A 19,159-nucleotide genomic window follows, 5' to 3' on the forward strand; every position below is an offset into this window, starting at 1 on the left:
AATTCAAGGCTTTAATCATACGCTATGAAACCAGAGTAGATACGTGGGTAAATTTGTTAATTTTATCCTTTATGGTCATTTTTATCCGAAGAATTATCAAAAAAAATAAATCCTAAACAACCTCTTTATTAAAGCATAAAATCTCTCCTGTTTTGCTCACTAAGATATTACTATCCGTAGTGCTATCCAGAATAGCATTGAGGAAATACTTAGATTTTTTGAGTCTTTCTTCTTTTTCTTTCTCAGAAGTAATATCACGTAAAATCAGGACTATGCCTAAATCGAAGGGGTAGCAAGCATAATAAAAGTATTTTTCTTGATTTTCACAGAGAAACTCACCCGTTTGATTTTCTGCATTTTGCATAGCAATTTGTAGAGAGGCTTCAAAATGAGCGGGCATCTTTTCGTAAGTGCAAATTTTCCAAAAATTATTATTTGCTTCGGCTAATGGAAAACTTTGGAGAAAACTTTGATTATACTTAATAATTTCCCAACCTTTGCTAATAACACAAACGGCATCTAATACACTATCAAGTACCTGACTGATAAGTTTTGAATATTGAATAGCAGAAAGTTGTAAATTTTCGTGCATTGTATAGGAGAATAGCTTAAAGATGAAATATAACAAATTTAGGGTTATTTGTAAGAAAATCCAAATTTTATTTTGTTTTTTATTGATAAATAGTTGTAACTTTGTGAAATTTCAAAAAAATTGTGCTTATGAGAAAAATATTCGCAATCCTGTTTTTAGTAGGGTTTGGGCAAATATTGTTTGCTCAAAATGAATTGGAAAGGCAAAGAATTGCTTCTATGTATAATCAAGAAGAGCTAAAAAAACTGACAGAACTTTTTAGAAAACAAGAACTAGAAGACAAAAAGAAAGCCTACGAAATGGCTAAGAAGAAGGGGTGGAAAATTTTTATTACTTCTAAAGATGGCTCTATTTCTGAATTACAAAAAGTAGATGCCTTTGGCAACCCTATCTACTATACTACGGGCAATGTCAATGCCGCAATTAGTACACGGGCTAATCGTTTATGGACTGGGGGAACATTAGGATTGAATTTGAACGGTCAGGGAATGATTATAGGAGAATGGGATGGAGGACCTGTGCGTAATACACATCAGGAGTTTGGAACAAGAGTAACACATAAAGATGGAGTTAATTTTACTACCCCAGATGGAAATAATAATCATGCTACACACGTAGCAGGAACTCTTATTGCTAGTGGGGTAGATGCTAATGCCAAAGGTATGGCTTACCAAGCAGAATTATGGGGTAATGAGTGGAACAATGACGAAACAGAGATGACTTCACAGGCTTCTCAAGGACTAATTCTTTCCAATCATTCTTATGGATACAATTCTTCTTTTTTATCGCAATACCAGTTTGGGTTTTATGATGCTACTTCAAGAGATTGGGATATTATTGCTAACAATGCACCTTATTATCTGATAGTAAAGGCGGCAGGTAATGACAGAGGTTCGGGATATAATACAGGAGCTCCTTTCAATACTTCGGGATATAATTTGATTACAGGTTCCGCTTGTTCTAAAAATGTACTTGTGGTGGCGGCGGTAAATGATGTCCTAAGCTATACTGGTCCTAGCAGCGTAACAATGTCTTCATTTAGTTCTTGGGGACCTACTGATGATGGGCGTATCAAACCAGATATTTCGGGCAATGGGGTTAACGTTTATTCTACTTCAAGTAGTAGTAATACTGCTTATACTACAATGTCAGGTACTTCAATGGCAAGCCCTAATGTAACAGGTACGTTGGCATTGATACAACAGCACTATAAAAACTTAAATAGCGGTCAGTTTATGCGTTCTGCAACATTGAGAGGGCTTGTGATTCATACGGCTGATGAAGCAGGCTCTAACCCTGGTCCTGATTATGCTTTTGGTTGGGGGCTTTTGAATGCTGAAAAGGCAGTCAATGTGATTACTAATAGAGGTACAACTACGATTATTGATGAACGAGTATTAAACAATGGTGCTACTTATACCTTAAACGTTCAGGCAACTACTAGTCCTTTGGAAGTAACTATTTGTTGGAATGACCCCGCAGGAACACCGCTTGGAGGAACACCTCTGAACAATACAACACCTATGTTAGTGAATGACCTAGATTTACGAGTTTCTGACGGAACCACCACCTTTTTTCCTTGGCGTTTAGATCCTTCTAATCCTTCTGCGGCTGCAACGCAGGGAGATAATGTTCGTGATAATGTAGAGAAAGTTTATATTGCAAGTCCTACGCCCGGAGCTACTTATACGATTACAGTTTCGCACAAAGGGACTTTATCAAGCCCTCAGCAATATTCTTTAATAGTTTCAACAATAGCCAATTCAGGACCTCCTATCGTTGAGTTTGTAGGTGTTTCAACCAATCTTACGGAAAATAGTTCTTCTGGTAATATAGATTGTAGAGGGTATCAGGATATCAACATACCACTAAAAATTTCTAAAGTACCTTCTTCTGCTCATAATGTTTCATTTAGTTTATCGGGAACAGCCACTAATATTGCAGATTTTGAATTGCTCACTCCGACAGTTACGTTTAATGCAGGTAGTATGGCAAATCAAAATTTAGTTGTAAGGGTATATAACGACCAAGCTATAGAAGGTTTAGAAAATGCGGTCATTACGATTAGTTCGGTTTCTGGTAGTGCAGTTATTGGAGCAACCAATGTTCATACTATTGCTATTGCAGATAATGACACTCAACCATTACCTCCGAATGCTGGAGGCATATTGTTTTCTGATAATTTTGAATCGGGTGGAACACCTGGATGGACGCAGTATACAAGTAGTGGAGCTGTTAATATATGGCGTATAGGTACGCAAAGAGTATTAAACGGAAATCAAAGTGCTTATGTTTCTCAGAGTACAGGAAGTGGAAATTATGGTAGTACTGCTGGAGTAGCACTATTGCAAACACCTGTAATAAATGCCTCTACTTATCCTGCTAATGCTTTACAAGTAACATTTAAATTTCAGTGTAATGGAGAAAGTGGATATGATTTTGGAAGTCTTTTCTATGCTTTAGCTTCTTCTCCCACAACTTGGGTACTCATAGAAGGTACGCCTACCAATCCTTATGTAGGAGTAACCTCTACTACAACTCGTACAGTTAATTTGCCGGCGATTCTCAATGGACAACAGTTTCACTTAGCTTGGCGTTGGGATAACAATGCTTCAGTGCAAAACCAACCTGCTTTTGTGATAGATGATATTGTGGTAACAGCTTTACCTTATGCAGGAACAACTATTGAAACAGCTACTTTTTCAGCTCCTACAACACCCAACCAAGTTTATTTGGGTCCAAATTCTACTGTGTATGCTTACAATCCAAGCAATGGTAAACTGATAGCAAAAATTGAAAATCCTACAAACCATAATTACGGTTGTACTCAAATTTATGTTGATAGAGCTGGCCTGGGAGCCTTGCAATTTACAACCACACCCATTGCCGAATATTTGGCAAGCAAAACGATTAGAGTAATACCAAGTAACAATAACCCCGCCGGAAACTACAATATCAGAATTTATTATACCGAAGCCGAGATAGCAGGTTGGGAAAGTGTTACTTCTCAAAATAGAAACTTAGCGGTTATCAGCAAAACAGTAGGACCTATTAGTGCCGCTACATTAGGTTCGCCAAGTTGGCAAAGTTCAGCTACAACAAGGGGAACTTTTGGTACAGATTTTTGGATTGAGGGAGGATTTTCAAATGGATTTTCTGGCTTTGGAGTTGGGTTACCTCCTAGTAGTCCTCTGCCTTTACAATTGCTATCTTTCAAAGCTATGCCTCAAAATGACATTATTAAGCTAGCTTGGAGAACTTCACAAGAATTTGATGTAGTTAAATTTATCATAGAGAAAAGCTATAATGGAAGGGAGTTTTTCAAAATTGGAGAGGTATTACCTGAACGAGATATTTATGAGTTTTTCGATGAAAAGCCTGCTTATGGAGATAATTATTATCGTCTAAAAATAGAGCACGGTGCCCAATACTATTCTTTTAGCAACATAGAAGTTGTAAATTGGGGTAGGGGAGTTTATTGCTCTGTATATCCTATTCCTACAATAAAAGATGAATTGATTATAGAAGTTAAATCTTTTGAATCTACAACATTAACTTATCGCCTTGTAAATCAGTTAGGCCTTGAGATATTAAAGGGAAATTTTGAAATTTTAGCCCACGAGCTTACTAAGAAAAAACTTTATTTGAATGGTTTGAGCAAAGGTATTTATTTATTGGAAATCATCTATGGAGGCGAGAAAAGAACTCATAAGATTGTAATCAATTAAAATCTTTCATTTATTTCTGTTAGAAAACGGAAACTATAAAGTTTCCGTTTTTCTTTGATGAGTTTGGCAAGAAAATTGTAAAATTCAGTATAAAATTAATACTTATGAAAAAGTTGTTAAATGTTTGTCTTTTGGCACTATGCAGTTTGAGTGTTTCTGCTCAAATTCAGGTAAAAATTGGTGGCACTATTGCCAATGCTACAGAAAAAAGTATCTCACTTGCTCGTATAGAGAGCTTTGAAGGACCAGAAATCAAAGAGTTTGATGAAATCAAAATTCAAAATGGAAAGTTTCAGAAAAATGTTTCCTTGCCAGAAGTGGGAGTTTGTTTGCTAAAAGTAGGTGAAAAATCCATTATACTAATGTTGGAAGGCAATGAAAACATTAACTTGAAAATTGATTTCAACAAAACGCCTTTTTACGAAGTTTCAGGTAGCCAAGGTTCTGAGCTTGTGAGAGCTTATATTTTGGAAAATGATAAAATGAGCCAAGAGAAAATTAAACCATTGGAGGAAAAATTCAAAAAAGCCTCTTCTGATGAAGAAAAAGAAGCGATTATTGCTGACTTTATGAATGCCCAAAACGAAATTAGAAAGAAAATGAATAGTTGGGCTTTACAGAAGTTTGGCAGTTCCATAGCTCTCTTTATGCTTACTCTGGAGTGGGATGATGACACTGATTTAGCCTATATTGATGAAATTAACAAGCGTTTTCAAGCGAAATTCAAAGGTGCGAAAGTGGCAAATTATGTAGCCAATTTGGCAGATAACTATAAAAAATTTGCTATTGGCTCGGTAGCTCCTGATATTGAATTACCTACGCCTGAAGGGAAAAACATAAAGCTTTCTTCTTTGCGTGGTAAATATGTACTTTTGGATTTCTGGGCGGCTTGGTGTGCTCCTTGTCGTGCTGAAAATCCTAACGTAGTAAAGGCTTATGAACAATTCAAAAATAAAGGATTTACTATTTATGGTGTTTCGCTTGATGAAGACAAAGATAAATGGACAAAAGCTATTGCTAAAGATGGGTTAAACTGGACGAATGTTTCTGATTTACAAGGTTGGAATAATGTCGCCGCCCGAGCCTATGGTATTACCGCCATTCCTAAAAATTTTCTATTGGATAAAGAGGGTAGAATTATAGCGAAAAACCTTAGAGGCAGTGCTTTGGAGGCAAAATTGAAGGAACTAATGCCTTGATGAAAGAAATTAGATAAGACATTAAGACACAAAATACTGATTTTTAGTTTTTTGTGTCTTTTTTTGTATTAAATGTTCAAGAATTTGGGGTAAAAGTTTTACCACGTCTAAATATCCAAATACCCCAAAATCCTGCTTCTTGCATCTTGTTTCCTCTTTCTATACTACAAGTTATACTTAAACAATTACCTTTTTTCTTGCAATAGAAATATACGATTTTCTACACTTTTTCGTTTTGCTACAAAAACATAAACATCATAGCTTATGCAAAAAAATATTTTACTGCTCATCTGTACTGTATTTGCTTTCGGTTCTGTTTTGGCACAAAAACAAGAAGATTTAGGTTTGCGTGCTTTGGGAACGCCACCCAATCCCAAAGTCAAAATTGCGTGGAACAGATATTATACCTATGATGAAGTAACCAATATCTGCCGACAAATCCAAAAAGCCTATCCCGATTTGGTTACCATAGAAAGCATCGGCAAATCGTATCAAGGAAAAGATATTTGGGCTCTTACGATTACCGATTTCAAGGCGGGCAAACCCGATACCAAACCCGCTTTCTATATAGACGGCAACATACATTCCAACGAAATACAAGGCACAGAAGTGGCTCTATACACTGCTTGGTATCTGACTGAAAACTACAAAGATGTAAAATTCATCAAAGAACTTTTGCAGGAAAAAACTTTTTACATTTTGCCTACTATCAATCCTGATGGCAGAGATGATTTTCTCAAAAACTTAAATAATGCCAACACACCACGTTCAGGGTTAGTGCCTATTGATGACGACGGCGACGGCTTGATTGATGAAGATGATTTTGATGACCTCAATGGCGATGGAGAAATTACTTTTATGCGTAGAAAATCTAAAACAGGCAGGTACATTCCGCACCCCAACGACCCCCGCCAAATGATTATGGCAAAGCCGGGCGAAGCGGGCGAATACGAACTTTTGGGCTATGAAGGCTTGGATAACGACGGCGATGGCTTGGTAAATGAAGACCGAAAAGGCTATTACGACCCTAACCGCGACTGGGGCTGGGGCTGGCAACCCGATTACATTCAGTTTGGAGCAAATAAATATCCTTTTTCTCTGCCCGAAAGCCGTGCCGTAGCAGATTTTGTGATGAAGCACCCTAATATTGCAGGCTCACAACATTACCATAATTACGGTGGTATGCTTTTGCGAGGACCAGGCTCCGAGGAAGACGCTTTTACTTTCACTCCTTCCGATATTGCCGTGTATGATGTTTTAGGAAAAACAGGCGAAAAAATGATACCCGGCTACAAATATCTAATTTCCTACAAGGATTTGTATTCTACTTATGGCGATTTTTCAAACTGGATGCACGCAGGCAGGGGAGTAGTTTCTTTTGTGAATGAACTAATGACTTCGTATCTACTTTTTGATAGCAAAGAAAACACTGCTTTTGGGCGTTTTGATAATAATGAATTTTACGAATTTGATAAATTGTTGCTCTTTGGCGATGCTTTTGTAGAATGGAAACCCTACAAACACCCTAATTATGGGGATATAGAAATAGGTGGATTTAAGAAAAATTATGTTCGCAATTATCCCGGCTTTCTGATAGAACAAGATGCTCATCGTAATATGGCTTTTACGCTATTTCACGCCTACCATACCCCGAAATTGGAGGTAATTGAGGTAAAGAGTAAATCTTTGGGCAATGGTCTTTCGCAAATTACCGCAACTATTGCTAATACAAGGCTTATTCCTACACATTTGGCTCACGATGTTAAGTATAAAATCAATCCGCCCAATCTTATTACACTCAAAGGAGAAAACGTAGTAGCGGGAATGTTTATGGAAAATGCTGACTTTGGTATAGGAAAAGAAATCAAAGGGTTTGCACCTGCAACAGTAGCTGTGGAAAATATTTCGGGAATGGGAAGTGTAAAAGTTCGTTGGATTGTACGAGGAAATCCTAAAAATTATAACATTGAAATAAATAGTGCCAAAGGAGGCTTAAAAACTCATACAGGCTCAATTCAGGCAGAATAGTATTTATTTACGTTCAAGAGTTGATAGCAAATTTCTAAACCTTACAAAACCTTACAGGTTTGGAAAACCTGTAAGGTTTGAGTACATAGGATAAAACGGACTATTCTATCACCAATTTATGCTGATACATTTGTGTAGGGGTAGAAAGCAAGAGCAGGTAAGTGCCTTTGGGTAATAAATTGCCAAATTTCACTTCTACTTGATTGAATCCTTTGTTTAGCTCTCCTTGCTGTGCATACACTTCTACACCTTGCAGGCTGAATAACTTGATAGTATAGCTTTCGTTGAACAAGGCAACTAAGTCTATATTGGTAAGGTTTTGAGCGGGGTTGGGGTAAATACGCTCTACTGCCCAATTTTCAAGCACAGGATTATACACTCTTACGTGATGAGAGTATTCGGCTTTGTCTGATTTATCTACCTTTTTGAGGCGATAGATATTGGTGTGGCGTAGAGGTTTATCGTCTATAAAGCGATACTGGTTAGAGGCACTGAAATTTACTTTACCTATTTCTGTGAAATTAACTTCATCTTGGCTTCTTTCCACGACAAAATAATCTGCCTCAGCAGGTGTTTTGAACGACCACGTAAGCACTGATTGTAGGTTTTCTTTATCAAATTCTCCGCTGAAATAGAGCAAATTGAGTGGCAGAGGACTGCAAGTAGTACAAGTGGCAGGGTTGAATGTAAAACGCCAAGCCTGATTGGTGGCTGTCCAAGTTGTGCTAATATTATTGTAAGTAGCGGCAGGAACTAATGCTTCTGTTCCATTGTAATTATGCAATCCCAGTAATGCTCTACCACTATTCCAAGCTGCACAAACTCTTTTTTGAGTTAAGTGTATTTCTATGTTGTTAGTGGTTTCAAACATTTTGATTTGTCCTGTAAAGTCTAGACTTCTGTTTCCATTGCAACTAGTACTAAACATTGGTACTGTTTCCCAAGATACTACAAAACGTCTATTGGGGGCAGTACCAAAAACTTGATAGCGGATACGAGGTGTTGCTCCCCCTGAAGTAATACTGGGGTCTATATCGTGCCAAGGGGCAAGTATGGCATTGCGAGGGGCTTCTGTAGTATTGGGTAAGTTGGCAGTAATAGACCAATTAGAATAACCTCCGGGTACGGCGTTTCCACTAGGTAGATTAGTTGTACTACAATCCCAAGCGGGAGGGTTAAAAATAACATAACCATTGGCAGAAATGAGAAAATTTTGATACTGATTACCATTCAAACAGAAATCAAATCCAGTAGAAACGGAGCCACCTGGATAAAATATATCATCGGTAAAACCTGATAAGTTTGGAGTACTAAGATTATCAGGATTATGAGTTATTGTACTGATAGAGTAGGTACCTGCAAGCGTACAAGTCATAGAAGGAGGAGGTACAGGTGCAGAGATTGTTAAATTGGTATAAGCATTGCAATCAGGGGTAGGAAAGCTATCCATTACTAAATAGTAAGTAGTCCCTGCAATAGCATTAAAACAAAGAGATTTATCACCAGAACTGCTTTGGGTTTGGGCAATACAGCTTGATGCTCCGCTACAATTAGCCGCAGATAAGGGACATTCATTGTATAGCATTAGTCCTGTATAGGTTCCTGTCGAGGTCAAATTGATAGTAATAGCTCCAGAAGTGGTAGGCGTAAAAATCCATACCCTATCTTCGCCGCCTAAATACGAACTGCTACCACAAGTTACGGTATTACTACTGGTAAGGTCATTTGCCGCTCCGCAGGTAGTGCCCGCTCCCGAGCTGTAAGGTAAAGTAGCAACATTAGTTACCCCTGTACCTAAGCTACAAACAGGTGGTACATATGGAACTGCAGTAACAGAAATATTATCAATACCGCCAGGTGGATTTGTTCCTACACTTCCATCATTTCTCCAAGAAAAAACTAAACGGCGAGTGATGGGTGAGGTAGTGTTGTTGCAAATGATACCATTTAAGGTGGCTAGCTGCCAAGTAGATTGTAAATTAAAATCTCCTCCTACTTGTCCTGATGTTAGCTGCGTACCAGCGGTAGGGGTAGTGGTGGTGGGTACTACAAATACCCGTAGGTAGTCATATCCACTTTCTCCATCACCTCTCCAACGAAAACTTAAATTTATAGTACTATTAGCAGGTACGGTAATATCTCTGTAAAAATGAACTACTGAAGATGCTCCAATATCATAGTTATTTGAAGTCCCTCCTGTATTAGAAATATAAGCGGCTCTTGTACCTGCAAAGACAGCGGCAATACCTACGTGCCACTGGTTTGTTTGCGAACCATTCACTACTGTCCAGCCATTGGCGGCAAAAGAAGTTCCTGATTCAAAGCCACCCGCACCTGCAGGATCTACAAGCAATTGGGCTTGGGTATTTGTGCAAAAAAGCCATATCAACCCAAACAGAATTAGTTTTTTCATAACTTAATTAGTTTTGTTTTTGTGTGTTTAATTTAACCAAGATTAAAGCTGTTTTCAAAATTGAGAGAAGATTTGAAAAATTACCTATTTACTCTAAAAGTAAGATAGATAGATAGATAGGATACCCTAATTTTTTTGCTTTATCATTTCCTCGTAGCAATCTTGTAGCATTTCTTCTCGGGTTGCTATTTTTTCAAAAATACGATAAGAAGCATTTACTTCTTTGATTTTATCAAAGATGGCTTGGTTGGTGATATGAATATCACGATTTACAGATAGGACAATCACATCGTGGCGAGAGCAGAAACCTTCCACTTTTACACCACTAAGGGTTTTAAGAGCATTTTTTACTTGTTCCCAACGCAAGACTTGTTGCTCACACTCGGGGATACCTAAAACTAAATCTTTGTAAGTGCCTTGTGCTTGGGCAAAATACGCAAAGAAACCAAAAAAAAACACGAGTAGTAATTTTGTTTGCATAATTGTTGTTTTTTCGTTTTGCAAAATTAACCAAATTTTATTTTGAATTTACATTAGGTTCAAAATTTTTTTATTTTATACCCTTTGCTTACCAAATGTAACCAAGTTTTTCAAAAATTTTTTTGCTTATCCTTTCTTTAAGTTCATTCATTGTTTTTTTTCTTTCGTTCATCATTTTTCAAAAGGAGTTTTGAAAAGGAGCAATTATTTTTGGTTCAGTAATTCACCAAAAAACACAACATTTATGAAACGCTCACCCTTTGGTTCGGTTTTTACTTGGCTGGCTTTGATAAGCCTGCTAACGCTAAACGCTTGCAAGAAAAAGAAAGAACTTACTGAAACGGCTAAAAAACTAATTGCTAGCCAATGGAAGTACGATACCAATGCTAATCTTGAAGCAGGCAATCAGAATTTGGAAAACTCTACAAGTATCAAATCTGATATTCAACTCGGCGGAGATGTCAAGAAAATTGCAGATTTCATTTCCGAAACGCTCACTTTCGGCGAAGATACCAAAAACAACAAACTCTCTTATGAGAAAAAATACGGAGAGGGTATCCTTTCTACGAGTGTATTGGGCTTTTGGGAACTGAAAGATAATGATAAAATCCTTGTTCTCAAAGAATGGGATAGCCAAGCAGGCAAAGAAAAAGATGCCGTAGAGTATGAGATAGTAGAGCTTACTGCCGAAAAACTTGTACTAAAACGTAAATCGGATAATACCTCACACATTTACTTAGAAAAAAAGAAATTTGAGCAAAAAGCACAAGAGTTTGCCGAAAAAGAAAAAGCCAATCAAAAGCCTATTGCTGAAATTCCCGAAGGGATTGATGAAAGCAAAATCAAGCAAGATTGGAATGTAGGCGATAAAGCCGAAATCTACTGGAAAGGGCAATGGTACAAAGGTACTATTATAGAGGGCAAAAATGCCGAAGGCAAATTCAAAGTACATTACGAAGGCTGGGATAGTCAATGGGACGAGTTTGTAGATGTGCGAAGAATCCGTGAATTGAAAGCGAGCCAACAAGATAAACCCCAAGAGCAAAAAGTTGAAGCTAAAAAGCAAGATGAATACAAAGTAGGCGACAAAGTAGAAATTCTATGGAATAGCTCTTGGTACAAAGGCAGTATCATTGGTGCTAAAAATGCCGAAGGGAAGTATAAAATTCATTACGATGGCTACGAAAGCAATTGGGACGAATGGGTAGATACCAAACGCTTACGTAGAATAAAATAAAAAAATCCACTCAAATAAATCTTTGTTGAACCCTTAAATTACTACGTTTATGAAACCTACAAAAATCGTTTTCGCTCTACTACTTATGATGAGTGTATGCAGTTACTTGTACGCCCAAACTTCCGATATTCCTCCGGGCGTGAATATGAACAATGTAAAGAAAAATTGGAATGTTGGCGATAAAGCTGAAATCTATTGGAAAGGTTCTTGGTACAAAGGCTCTATTGTAGCGGGTAAAAATGCCCAAGGAAGATATAAAGTTCATTACGATGGCTACGATAGCAACTGGGACGAGTATGTAGATATCAGACGCTTACGCCCATTAGAAGGTGCAGGTGAGGAATGGCAAGTAGGCGACCAAGTAGAAATCCTTTGGAAAGGACAATGGTATAAAGGTTCTATCATCTCAGGTAGAAATAGCCAAGGTAAGTACAAAGTACATTATGATGGCTACGATAGCAACTGGGACGAATACGTAGAAACCAATCGCCTTAGAAAAATTCAGTAGAACACATTGAGTACAGGGTATTGAGTATTGAGTATTAAGATTTTGATTACTAATTACTAACTACCAACTACTAACTACCAACTACTAACTACTAACTACCAACTACCCTTATTCAAGACAAAACCCAAATCATTTCCCCTCTTTTGAAACCCAAAAGGGGGGATATCTAAAAGCCAAAATAGAAACCCTTAAATTACTACCCTTATGAAATCTGTAAAAATTATTCTCGCACTATTGCTTGCCTTGGGAATGTGCAGCTTTTCGTATGCTCAACTTGGTAAGCTCAAAGACAAAGCTACCAGCACAGTAACCAATAAAAAAGACAAAGCTACCGAAAAGCCCGTTGAAAATACCAAAAACAATGCAAATTCAAATGTAAATACTAACGCAAATACCAATGCTGGCTCGGCGGCTACGCCCAATGTAAGCAAGCCCACCGTAGAATTTGCCACAGATTACACTTTCAAGAATAAAAAAACAGATTTTGAACCCGGTGAGAGTATTTTCGTAAGACTTGTTACTCCTAAGCCTATGGGCGAGATGTTCAAAGATGCTTTCAAGTTGTCTGATATACCTTTGAGTGGTGCTATGGCTATTGCTATTGGCAAAAATGCCGATGATGAAAACCCAATAGTAATTACACAATATACATTTTTCCCAGATCGTTACAAGAATGATAAACAATTTGCTATCACTTTGCAAATAGACCAACAAAAGTTGGATAACTTAGCCAAAGAGCTTGAGGGCAAAGTTCCTTTCAACTCTGCACAAACTATGGCAAAAGGTGATATGAAGTTACTTTGGGACGCAGCTGCTCTTCAATTTACCCCTCAAAAATATCAATGGACAATATTTTTCTTTTACAGAAAAGCCAATAGCGAAGATATTGCCGAAGCAGGTAGCGGTGTATTTACTTACAACATTACTAATGAAAATAGACAAAAATTAACAGCAGGACTCAATGAGGTGGATAGAGATAAATACGCAATTGCTCCAGATGACGGGGTAAAGACGGATTTTCATAGAAATAATATCGGCAAATTAGTTTTCGGCACACAACCTGTTTCAATGGACGGAGCAGGAGCAACAACCTCTTTTGCGAACCTTTCGGAAGGAATTTATGCTCGGGCGTTTTTGCCGCAATCTATTCGTAATTTTTATGCCTCTAAGGGCAAAGCAAAAGATTTTGCTCAAAATTATCTTATCAATATTACTGCTGGAGGCAAAGAATACAACATATATCATAAAGGTATTGCGGTGCCTTATGCAGATGCAGAAAAGGCAACCACTTTGGTAATCAATATAGCACCAAGCTCGGAAAAAGATAATAATGCCATCACAAAAGCGTTTATGTATATCTTTTCTACCCTTCCCGCAGGTAAGCAAAAAATCAGTATGAAAGTAAGAGTGCAATATAACTATACAGATGCCGATACGTATGTATTGAAATCAGATGTAAAGGTGCAAGATGATGCTTATTTGGTAGGCGAAGGAACTTTTGAGGTTAATATCAACCCCGCTGACAGAGATGCTGTTGTAAAAAAATATGGCGATAAATTTGAAGGTAACATCAACACCTACCAAGATAAAGCCTTAGCGGCACTGGTTAAACAACAATATCCTGCCATTGCTCAAAAAATTTGGGGTGAAGAGATTGTAAGAAATGTCTTAGGACAAGTGATTTACAGAACCGTTATGGTGGATTGTGCCAGGAAAAATGCAAAAGGAGAACATATAGTTGACCGCACAGAGGTAAAACAACAATTCATTGGCAATAAGTGGGATAATAGGCTTACTGGTGTTCTCGTACCTTTTGGATATCATGTGCCTGCCATCAATATCAAACCTTAAATTGATTTCTTAACTTAAAAAGATTTCTCAACTAAATGTTCCATTGATTGAAATTTCTGAACACCTCAAAAAATCCCTCTCCAAAGGAGAGGGATTTAGGGTGAGGTCTAAAAGTGTATCCTTAAAGCATTGATTGCCAAATCTAAAAAAACTAATATGTTCATCAAATTGCCTATTTTTGCTATTCTATGGCTTTGCTTTATAGCTTCAAATCTGCAAGCTCAAAACGTTCCTAAAGAAGTAAGACAAGTTTTAGAAAAATATGTAGAAATTTTGCGTACTTCCGAAAGTTTAGAAGATTGTGCCGAACGTTTTAGAAGCATTGCGGGTGGCTCGCTTATTAACGAAGACCCCGAAAACGTAAGTCTGCGAAGCACCGTAAAAGATTTTAGCTTAAAAAAAGATTACAACAACATTAAATTTTATGCTTATCCTGTGAAAATACACAGAGTAAGCACCGAGGAAGTCAGAAGAGTAGGAAGTGGTGAAAGTGCTTTGGGAGGCACTATCTATAAGATATGGATAGCTCGTCAGGATAATGCTACGGGTATGCCTGCACCCGTGAGTATTATTTTGCCTCGCAACCACCCTGTTATCAAAACACCCAAAGTGATAAACATAGGAAGTTTTTAGATAATTTTCCTCATCAAATCAAATTATTTTTATGCGTACTTTTTTGCTATCTCTACTTACATTTTGCTTTACAAGCATTACTACTTTTGCCCAAACTGATTGGCAAGAGTTGAAAATGGGTAGCTCGCCCAAGAAATGGCAAGGCAAACTCACTGATATTTCTAATCCGAATTCCTTAGATGAAAAAATTTTTTTACTTAACGAGGAAATCGATTTTTACGGTCTCAAATCCCTAAAAGTAGAACTAAGTTTCTACAACAATAGACTTTTTTCAATCAAACTATTTTTCTCTGCCCAAGACTGGGAAAAATTAAAGGATATTCTGACCAAAAACATAGATGCACAAGGCGAAATCGATGACAACAGAAAGGAAGGTTACTGGTACAAAGGAAATCATAAAAATCAATTTGCTGTATTCACCCTCAACAACGAAATGACTTTAAGTTATACAGACTACGAACAAAAAGATTTTCATTGGAAAGATTTGTTTCAGGGCACGGTGCTTTATGTGCTTCTTACGATAGTAGGTTTGTTTTTCGTGTGGTTTGGAGTGGCTTGGTTATGGACGAGCTACTGTCCTAAATGTCGTTCATTTACTATGGAACACGTCAAACGAGACACACGTACTCGTGCCGTCAATACAGGTACATTCGTAGAACAAATGTTGGGTTCGGGAAATGTAGAAATGCGTTTCAAATATGTAGATTACTACCGCTGTAAAAAGTGTGGTTACGAAACTAAGTACAAATACAAAAGCTAACCATTTTAAAATGATTTTTTATGAAAATAATTACATATATTTTTGGGCTATCCTTTTTCCTGCAAAATGTCTTGGCACAAGATGTTTGCATTACTAAATTGGAAAAAGACGTTTTACAAGCCATCAATAATTTCAGGGCTGAAAAAGGCTTAAAAGCCTTAAAAATCTCCAAAATATTGATGCTTACCGCCAACAAAAATGCCGAAACTATGGCAAACCAAACTTATACCGATTTCAAGGTTACGCAGTTTGGCAATTATACAGGCAGAACGCAAAGAATAAAAATGGCAAGTTCTGTTACGAGCTACAATCAAATTGTCAATACACTTATCTCGCCGAGCGAATACAACAAAAATGCAAAAATATTAGGCAATACCGAAGAATTTGCCCAATTCCAATGGAAAGCTATTGGTATTAGTTTGCGTAAAAGTAATGATGCCTCTGTGCCTACGGTAATATGTGTATACGTAGGCGAGAGTGAAGAAGAAATCATCAATCCCAAAGAGTGTAGCCAAGATGAAATTTATTTTTCGCAGAATATCAAGCCCCAAGCCGATAGAGTTGAGGTAGTAAAGCCCCAAGAAAAAGATTGGAGATACGTAAAAATAAAATTGATAGGTGAAAGAGAATTCGATATAGTCAGTTGGTATTTGTACGGCTTCAATGCAAGTGGAAAAAAGAAAATCAATAACGATAATTTCAGTAGAAAAAAAGATAGCATTCGCCACGCTCAATTTGGAGATATGCCCAATTTTACTACTGGTAGTATCAAAATCAATCCTGACGATACAAACTACGACTCTTACGAAATTTATTATTATCCGAAACCAAGCCCAATAGTACCACAAGAATTTGTGTTTCGCATCAGCCGAAACGAACTCAAAAAATCCCCCAAAGATATTTGGTATAACTTAGACTACCCAAAAGGCAATACCCTTGCCGAACTCAAAGCCTATCTTGAACAAAACCCCAAAAACCTATATCTGAAAGACGAACCCTACAAATACAACGTTTTACATAGAGCCGTAATGCAAGATAATTTGGAATGTGTTGCGTATTTGCTTAATGAAAAAAAAGTTGATGTAAATCTACCTGCCGATTTTGGCGTTGTACCTATGGCTCTTTGCAGAAGCGAAGCGATGTTTGACCTACTAATGACCAAAAAACCTAATTTAAACCTTGTAGATAATACCAATACTACCATTTTACATACTTTGGCAAGCTATGGAGTATTGAAGGGGGTAAAATATATGGTGGAAGTACAAAAGGCTAATTTGAATGCTATGGATAGACAAAAAGGTACGCCTTTGTATCACGCAACTAAGAACAGCCACGACGAAGTAGTGCGATATTTGGTAAGCAAAGGTGCTAAGCAAACGATGGGTTGGGGCAAGTATCCTATCCAGGTCGCCATAGAAAATGTAGATATTCCTTTGGTGAAATTTTTTATTGAAAATGGGGGTAAAGCTCATCTGGATTTGCCCGATGAAAGTGGCTTTTATCCATTATGGCTGGCACTTATTAAAAAGAATATGGAATTGATAAGGCTTGTTATAGAAAATGGGGCAAACTTAGAGCAAAAAATGGAAGATGGACAAGGAAGAATGGTAAGAATTGTAGATTTTTACAATAATGACATAGACAGAAGCCCCGAAGTTATTGAGTATCTGAAAAGTAAGGGCGTAAAATTTATACCTTGATTAAGAGGATATTTAGGATTTACAAGATTTGCTTCTTTGATTTTTCAAAAATTTAGATTAAGAAAACAGCAAAACAATTTTTATTGGTTCTGATTAGTATTTTCACTTTTATCCAAGAATTTCAAGAAAAAATCACTCTGAGGTTCTTGGGAAAGGTTTTGATAGGCTTTGCGTAGCAGTTCTAAAAAAATTTCTTTTTCGCGAGGCGAAAAGTTAAAAAGTAGTTCTTCGTTGAGGTTGCGGATACCTTCTTGAATGTCTTGAATATAACGTTCTCCTTTTTTGCCAAGAGCCAAGGTATAGGCTCTTTTATCTTTTTCATTCAGAAATCGTTTGATGTACCCTCTTTGCTCCAAATCGTCAATAATACGCACAATCGTAGCTTTATCTACTTTGAGCAAATCGGCTAAATTTTGCTGAGAAAGAGGTTTTTCGGCTTTGGCAATTGCCCAAAGAATAAAAAAATAACGCTCCAAACCCGTGAAATCAAGGTCGTAGCTCAAAAGTTTATGATAGCTTTTATCAAGCAAATGAAAGTACAAACCAATAGCTTCCCAATGCAAATTCATAAAATTTTGGTAATTATTTACGTTCAAAAAATTCTATGTTTGATGTTTAAGCCTTCAAAGGCTTTCTCTCTCATTTTTTCTGTATAACACCTAAAATCTTGTTTTCTGTTACTGCAAACTAAATCTAAAAAATTACAATTTTAGAAAGTTAAAAGTTGATAAAAACAACTTTCAAAGTTCCGTTTTTTTTGTGAAACTGCCAAGATTTTAGGAAAATTTTTGTGCTTATGAGCGATTGTATTGTTGGCTATTCAGGGTATTTTATTCCTCGCCAGCCACGTAAAATTCCACTCGGCGATTTTTCTTTCTGCCTTCGGCGGTTTTGTTGGTAGAAAGCGGTTTTGATGAGCCAAAACCTGTATGGTACAATCTTTTTTCAGAAATGCCTTGCGAAACCAAATAATCATATACAGCTTTGGCTCTATCTTCTGAAAGTTTAAGATTTTTCATTGGTTCGCCAATTTCGTCAGTATGCCCCGAAATTACGATATGAATATCTTTGTATTCCTTCATTATACGCACCAGTTTATTTAGCTCGTATTTAGATTCTTCCAAGAGTACCGATTTGCCAAACTCAAAAAGTACATTGTTCAATACAATGGGTTTGTTGGGTTCTAAATAACCAAATTCCGTAGGTTCTAATTGCCAAGGTTTTTCTATTCCTGTGAAAGCAGGAGCAGTGAGTTTGAAAGGAGGTAGGGGAGGCTCAGCCAAAAGCGGCTCGGGCAGAGTATCTAACCAATACAAAGAAAGATTATCAAAAAAGTAATAAGCCCGATGATAGCTGAACATTTTTTCGTGTGCAGGATTTTCGTCTATTTTACGAATATCTTTTTTGGAAAAGCTCATAAATTCGCCCAAAGTAAGATAGGCTTCATCTCCTTCGGCTATGAGTGTGTCGCAAACCTTTACCCAAGCCCCTTTGGTATCAATAAAACCTGTTTCAATTTGAGCTTTGGCAGAAAACTTATCATTTACCAAGATAGGATTTTTGGTAAAAAGCACTCCAATTTTACTTACGGCATAAGAAGAATATTCAGCCAAAGAAACGTACATTGTAAAAACATAGCGATTGCGGTGTTTGAGCGGCTCTTTGAGGCGTACCTGTACGTGTTCGCGATAGAATAGGTCGTCAATGCTTTTGATAGGTGAATGTCCGACTCGTATAATCAAACCCAATACGCCTTTGCCCTCTTGGGGGCTAATTTTGCCACAAGAGTTGTTTTGTGGCGAAAATTTGCTACTACATTCGTGAAAATAGTCGGGGGTGCAGTCGGGTGGAGTAGCTTTCCAATGGGCTACGCCCCCAATGCGTACCCAGCCAAATTCATCGGGGCAATCTTGATATGCTTCAAAACTGCCATTGGGAATGAGGTTTTCTTTTTTTTGTGCTAAAACGAAAAATGTACTCCATAAAAAAAACAAAGTGCTTGCAAAGTAACGCATAGTTTTCAAAATTCA

14 protein-coding genes are annotated in these 19,159 nt (G+C 37.3%); 9 read left to right on the forward strand and 5 right to left on the reverse strand.

Annotated elements, in window-relative coordinates:
• Positions 1 to 112: 112 nt before the first annotated feature.
• A complete protein-coding gene (locus tag ACWITO_RS13330) occupies positions 113 to 592 on the reverse strand; it encodes a hypothetical protein (protein ID WP_448530488.1) in 480 nt (159 codons plus the stop codon).
• Between the two features lie 128 nt (positions 593 to 720).
• Between ACWITO_RS13330 and ACWITO_RS13335 the strand changes: the two genes are divergently transcribed.
• From ACWITO_RS13335 to ACWITO_RS13345, 3 genes are all read left to right on the forward strand, one after another.
• Positions 721 to 4,320 carry a S8 family serine peptidase gene (locus ACWITO_RS13335; protein ID WP_448530489.1) on the forward strand — a complete coding sequence of 1,200 codons (3,600 nt, stop codon included), beginning with the start codon at positions 721 to 723 and terminating at the stop codon, positions 4,318 to 4,320.
• 104 nt (positions 4,321 to 4,424) lie between these two features.
• Positions 4,425 to 5,519, forward strand: coding sequence for a redoxin domain-containing protein (locus ACWITO_RS13340; protein ID WP_448530490.1), 1,095 nt, complete (start codon positions 4,425 to 4,427; stop codon positions 5,517 to 5,519).
• Positions 5,520 to 5,783: 264 nt separating this feature from the next.
• Complete coding sequence (locus tag ACWITO_RS13345; protein WP_448530491.1) at positions 5,784 to 7,547, forward strand: M14 family metallopeptidase; 1,764 nt, start codon at positions 5,784 to 5,786, stop codon at positions 7,545 to 7,547.
• Between the two features lie 100 nt (positions 7,548 to 7,647).
• Here the strand turns inward: ACWITO_RS13345 and ACWITO_RS13350 are convergent, their stop codons facing one another.
• Together ACWITO_RS13350 and ACWITO_RS13355 are read right to left on the reverse strand one after the other, a co-directional pair.
• Positions 7,648 to 9,960 (reverse strand): T9SS type A sorting domain-containing protein, encoded by a 2,313-nt coding sequence (locus ACWITO_RS13350; RefSeq protein WP_448530492.1) that lies wholly within the window; start codon positions 9,958 to 9,960, stop codon positions 7,648 to 7,650.
• Positions 9,961 to 10,086: 126 nt separating this feature from the next.
• The gene (locus tag ACWITO_RS13355; RefSeq protein ID WP_448530493.1) at positions 10,087 to 10,440 is read right to left on the reverse strand and encodes a hypothetical protein; all 354 of its coding nucleotides are present in this window, start codon (positions 10,438 to 10,440) and stop codon (positions 10,087 to 10,089) included.
• A gap of 244 nt (positions 10,441 to 10,684) precedes the next feature.
• Between ACWITO_RS13355 and ACWITO_RS13360 the strand changes: the two genes are divergently transcribed.
• The 6 genes from ACWITO_RS13360 (at position 10,685) to ACWITO_RS13385 (ending at position 17,129) form a co-directional block, all read left to right on the forward strand.
• The gene (locus tag ACWITO_RS13360; protein WP_448530494.1) at positions 10,685 to 11,677 is read left to right on the forward strand and encodes a Tudor-knot domain-containing protein; all 993 of its coding nucleotides are present in this window, start codon (positions 10,685 to 10,687) and stop codon (positions 11,675 to 11,677) included.
• Positions 11,678 to 11,726: 49 nt separating this feature from the next.
• Positions 11,727 to 12,185, forward strand: coding sequence for an agenet domain-containing protein (locus ACWITO_RS13365; protein ID WP_448530495.1), 459 nt, complete (start codon positions 11,727 to 11,729; stop codon positions 12,183 to 12,185).
• Positions 12,186 to 12,389: 204 nt separating this feature from the next.
• Entirely contained in the window at positions 12,390 to 14,036 is a 1,647-nt protein-coding gene (locus ACWITO_RS13370) for a hypothetical protein (RefSeq protein ID WP_448530496.1), read from the forward strand.
• Positions 14,037 to 14,192: 156 nt separating this feature from the next.
• Positions 14,193 to 14,669 carry a hypothetical protein gene (locus tag ACWITO_RS13375; protein WP_448530497.1) on the forward strand — a complete coding sequence of 159 codons (477 nt, stop codon included), beginning with the start codon at positions 14,193 to 14,195 and terminating at the stop codon, positions 14,667 to 14,669.
• Positions 14,670 to 14,700: 31 nt separating this feature from the next.
• Positions 14,701 to 15,429 (forward strand): hypothetical protein, encoded by a 729-nt coding sequence (locus ACWITO_RS13380; protein ID WP_448530498.1) that lies wholly within the window; start codon positions 14,701 to 14,703, stop codon positions 15,427 to 15,429.
• A 20-nt stretch (positions 15,430 to 15,449) separates the two neighbouring features.
• Positions 15,450 to 17,129: an ankyrin repeat domain-containing protein gene (locus ACWITO_RS13385; protein ID WP_448530499.1), complete on the forward strand. Its 1,680-nt coding sequence runs from the start codon at positions 15,450 to 15,452 to the stop codon at positions 17,127 to 17,129.
• A gap of 80 nt (positions 17,130 to 17,209) precedes the next feature.
• Here ACWITO_RS13385 and ACWITO_RS13390 read toward each other — a convergent pair whose 3' ends face one another.
• Together ACWITO_RS13390 and ACWITO_RS13395 are read right to left on the reverse strand one after the other, a co-directional pair.
• Positions 17,210 to 17,698 carry a MarR family winged helix-turn-helix transcriptional regulator gene (locus tag ACWITO_RS13390; protein WP_448530500.1) on the reverse strand — a complete coding sequence of 163 codons (489 nt, stop codon included), beginning with the start codon at positions 17,696 to 17,698 and terminating at the stop codon, positions 17,210 to 17,212.
• Positions 17,699 to 17,959: 261 nt separating this feature from the next.
• Positions 17,960 to 19,144: an OmpA family protein gene (locus ACWITO_RS13395; RefSeq protein WP_448530501.1), complete on the reverse strand. Its 1,185-nt coding sequence runs from the start codon at positions 19,142 to 19,144 to the stop codon at positions 17,960 to 17,962.
• Positions 19,145 to 19,159 lie beyond the last annotated feature (15 nt).

The sequence above is a fragment of the Raineya sp. genome, from assembly GCF_053497555.1.

Coding starts and splice junctions, on each gene's coding strand:
- ACWITO_RS13330 (WP_448530488.1), bottom strand. CDS start 592: ATGCACGAAAATTTACAACTTTCTGCTATTCAATATTCAAAACTTATC.
- ACWITO_RS13335 (WP_448530489.1), top strand. CDS start 721: ATGAGAAAAATATTCGCAATCCTGTTTTTAGTAGGGTTTGGGCAAATA.
- ACWITO_RS13340 (WP_448530490.1), top strand. CDS start 4,425: ATGAAAAAGTTGTTAAATGTTTGTCTTTTGGCACTATGCAGTTTGAGT.
- ACWITO_RS13345 (WP_448530491.1), top strand. CDS start 5,784: ATGCAAAAAAATATTTTACTGCTCATCTGTACTGTATTTGCTTTCGGT.
- ACWITO_RS13350 (WP_448530492.1), bottom strand. CDS start 9,960: ATGAAAAAACTAATTCTGTTTGGGTTGATATGGCTTTTTTGCACAAAT.
- ACWITO_RS13355 (WP_448530493.1), bottom strand. CDS start 10,440: ATGCAAACAAAATTACTACTCGTGTTTTTTTTTGGTTTCTTTGCGTAT.
- ACWITO_RS13360 (WP_448530494.1), top strand. CDS start 10,685: ATGAAACGCTCACCCTTTGGTTCGGTTTTTACTTGGCTGGCTTTGATA.
- ACWITO_RS13365 (WP_448530495.1), top strand. CDS start 11,727: ATGAAACCTACAAAAATCGTTTTCGCTCTACTACTTATGATGAGTGTA.
- ACWITO_RS13370 (WP_448530496.1), top strand. CDS start 12,390: ATGAAATCTGTAAAAATTATTCTCGCACTATTGCTTGCCTTGGGAATG.
- ACWITO_RS13375 (WP_448530497.1), top strand. CDS start 14,193: ATGTTCATCAAATTGCCTATTTTTGCTATTCTATGGCTTTGCTTTATA.
- ACWITO_RS13380 (WP_448530498.1), top strand. CDS start 14,701: ATGCGTACTTTTTTGCTATCTCTACTTACATTTTGCTTTACAAGCATT.
- ACWITO_RS13385 (WP_448530499.1), top strand. CDS start 15,450: ATGAAAATAATTACATATATTTTTGGGCTATCCTTTTTCCTGCAAAAT.
- ACWITO_RS13390 (WP_448530500.1), bottom strand. CDS start 17,698: ATGAATTTGCATTGGGAAGCTATTGGTTTGTACTTTCATTTGCTTGAT.
- ACWITO_RS13395 (WP_448530501.1), bottom strand. CDS start 19,144: ATGCGTTACTTTGCAAGCACTTTGTTTTTTTTATGGAGTACATTTTTC.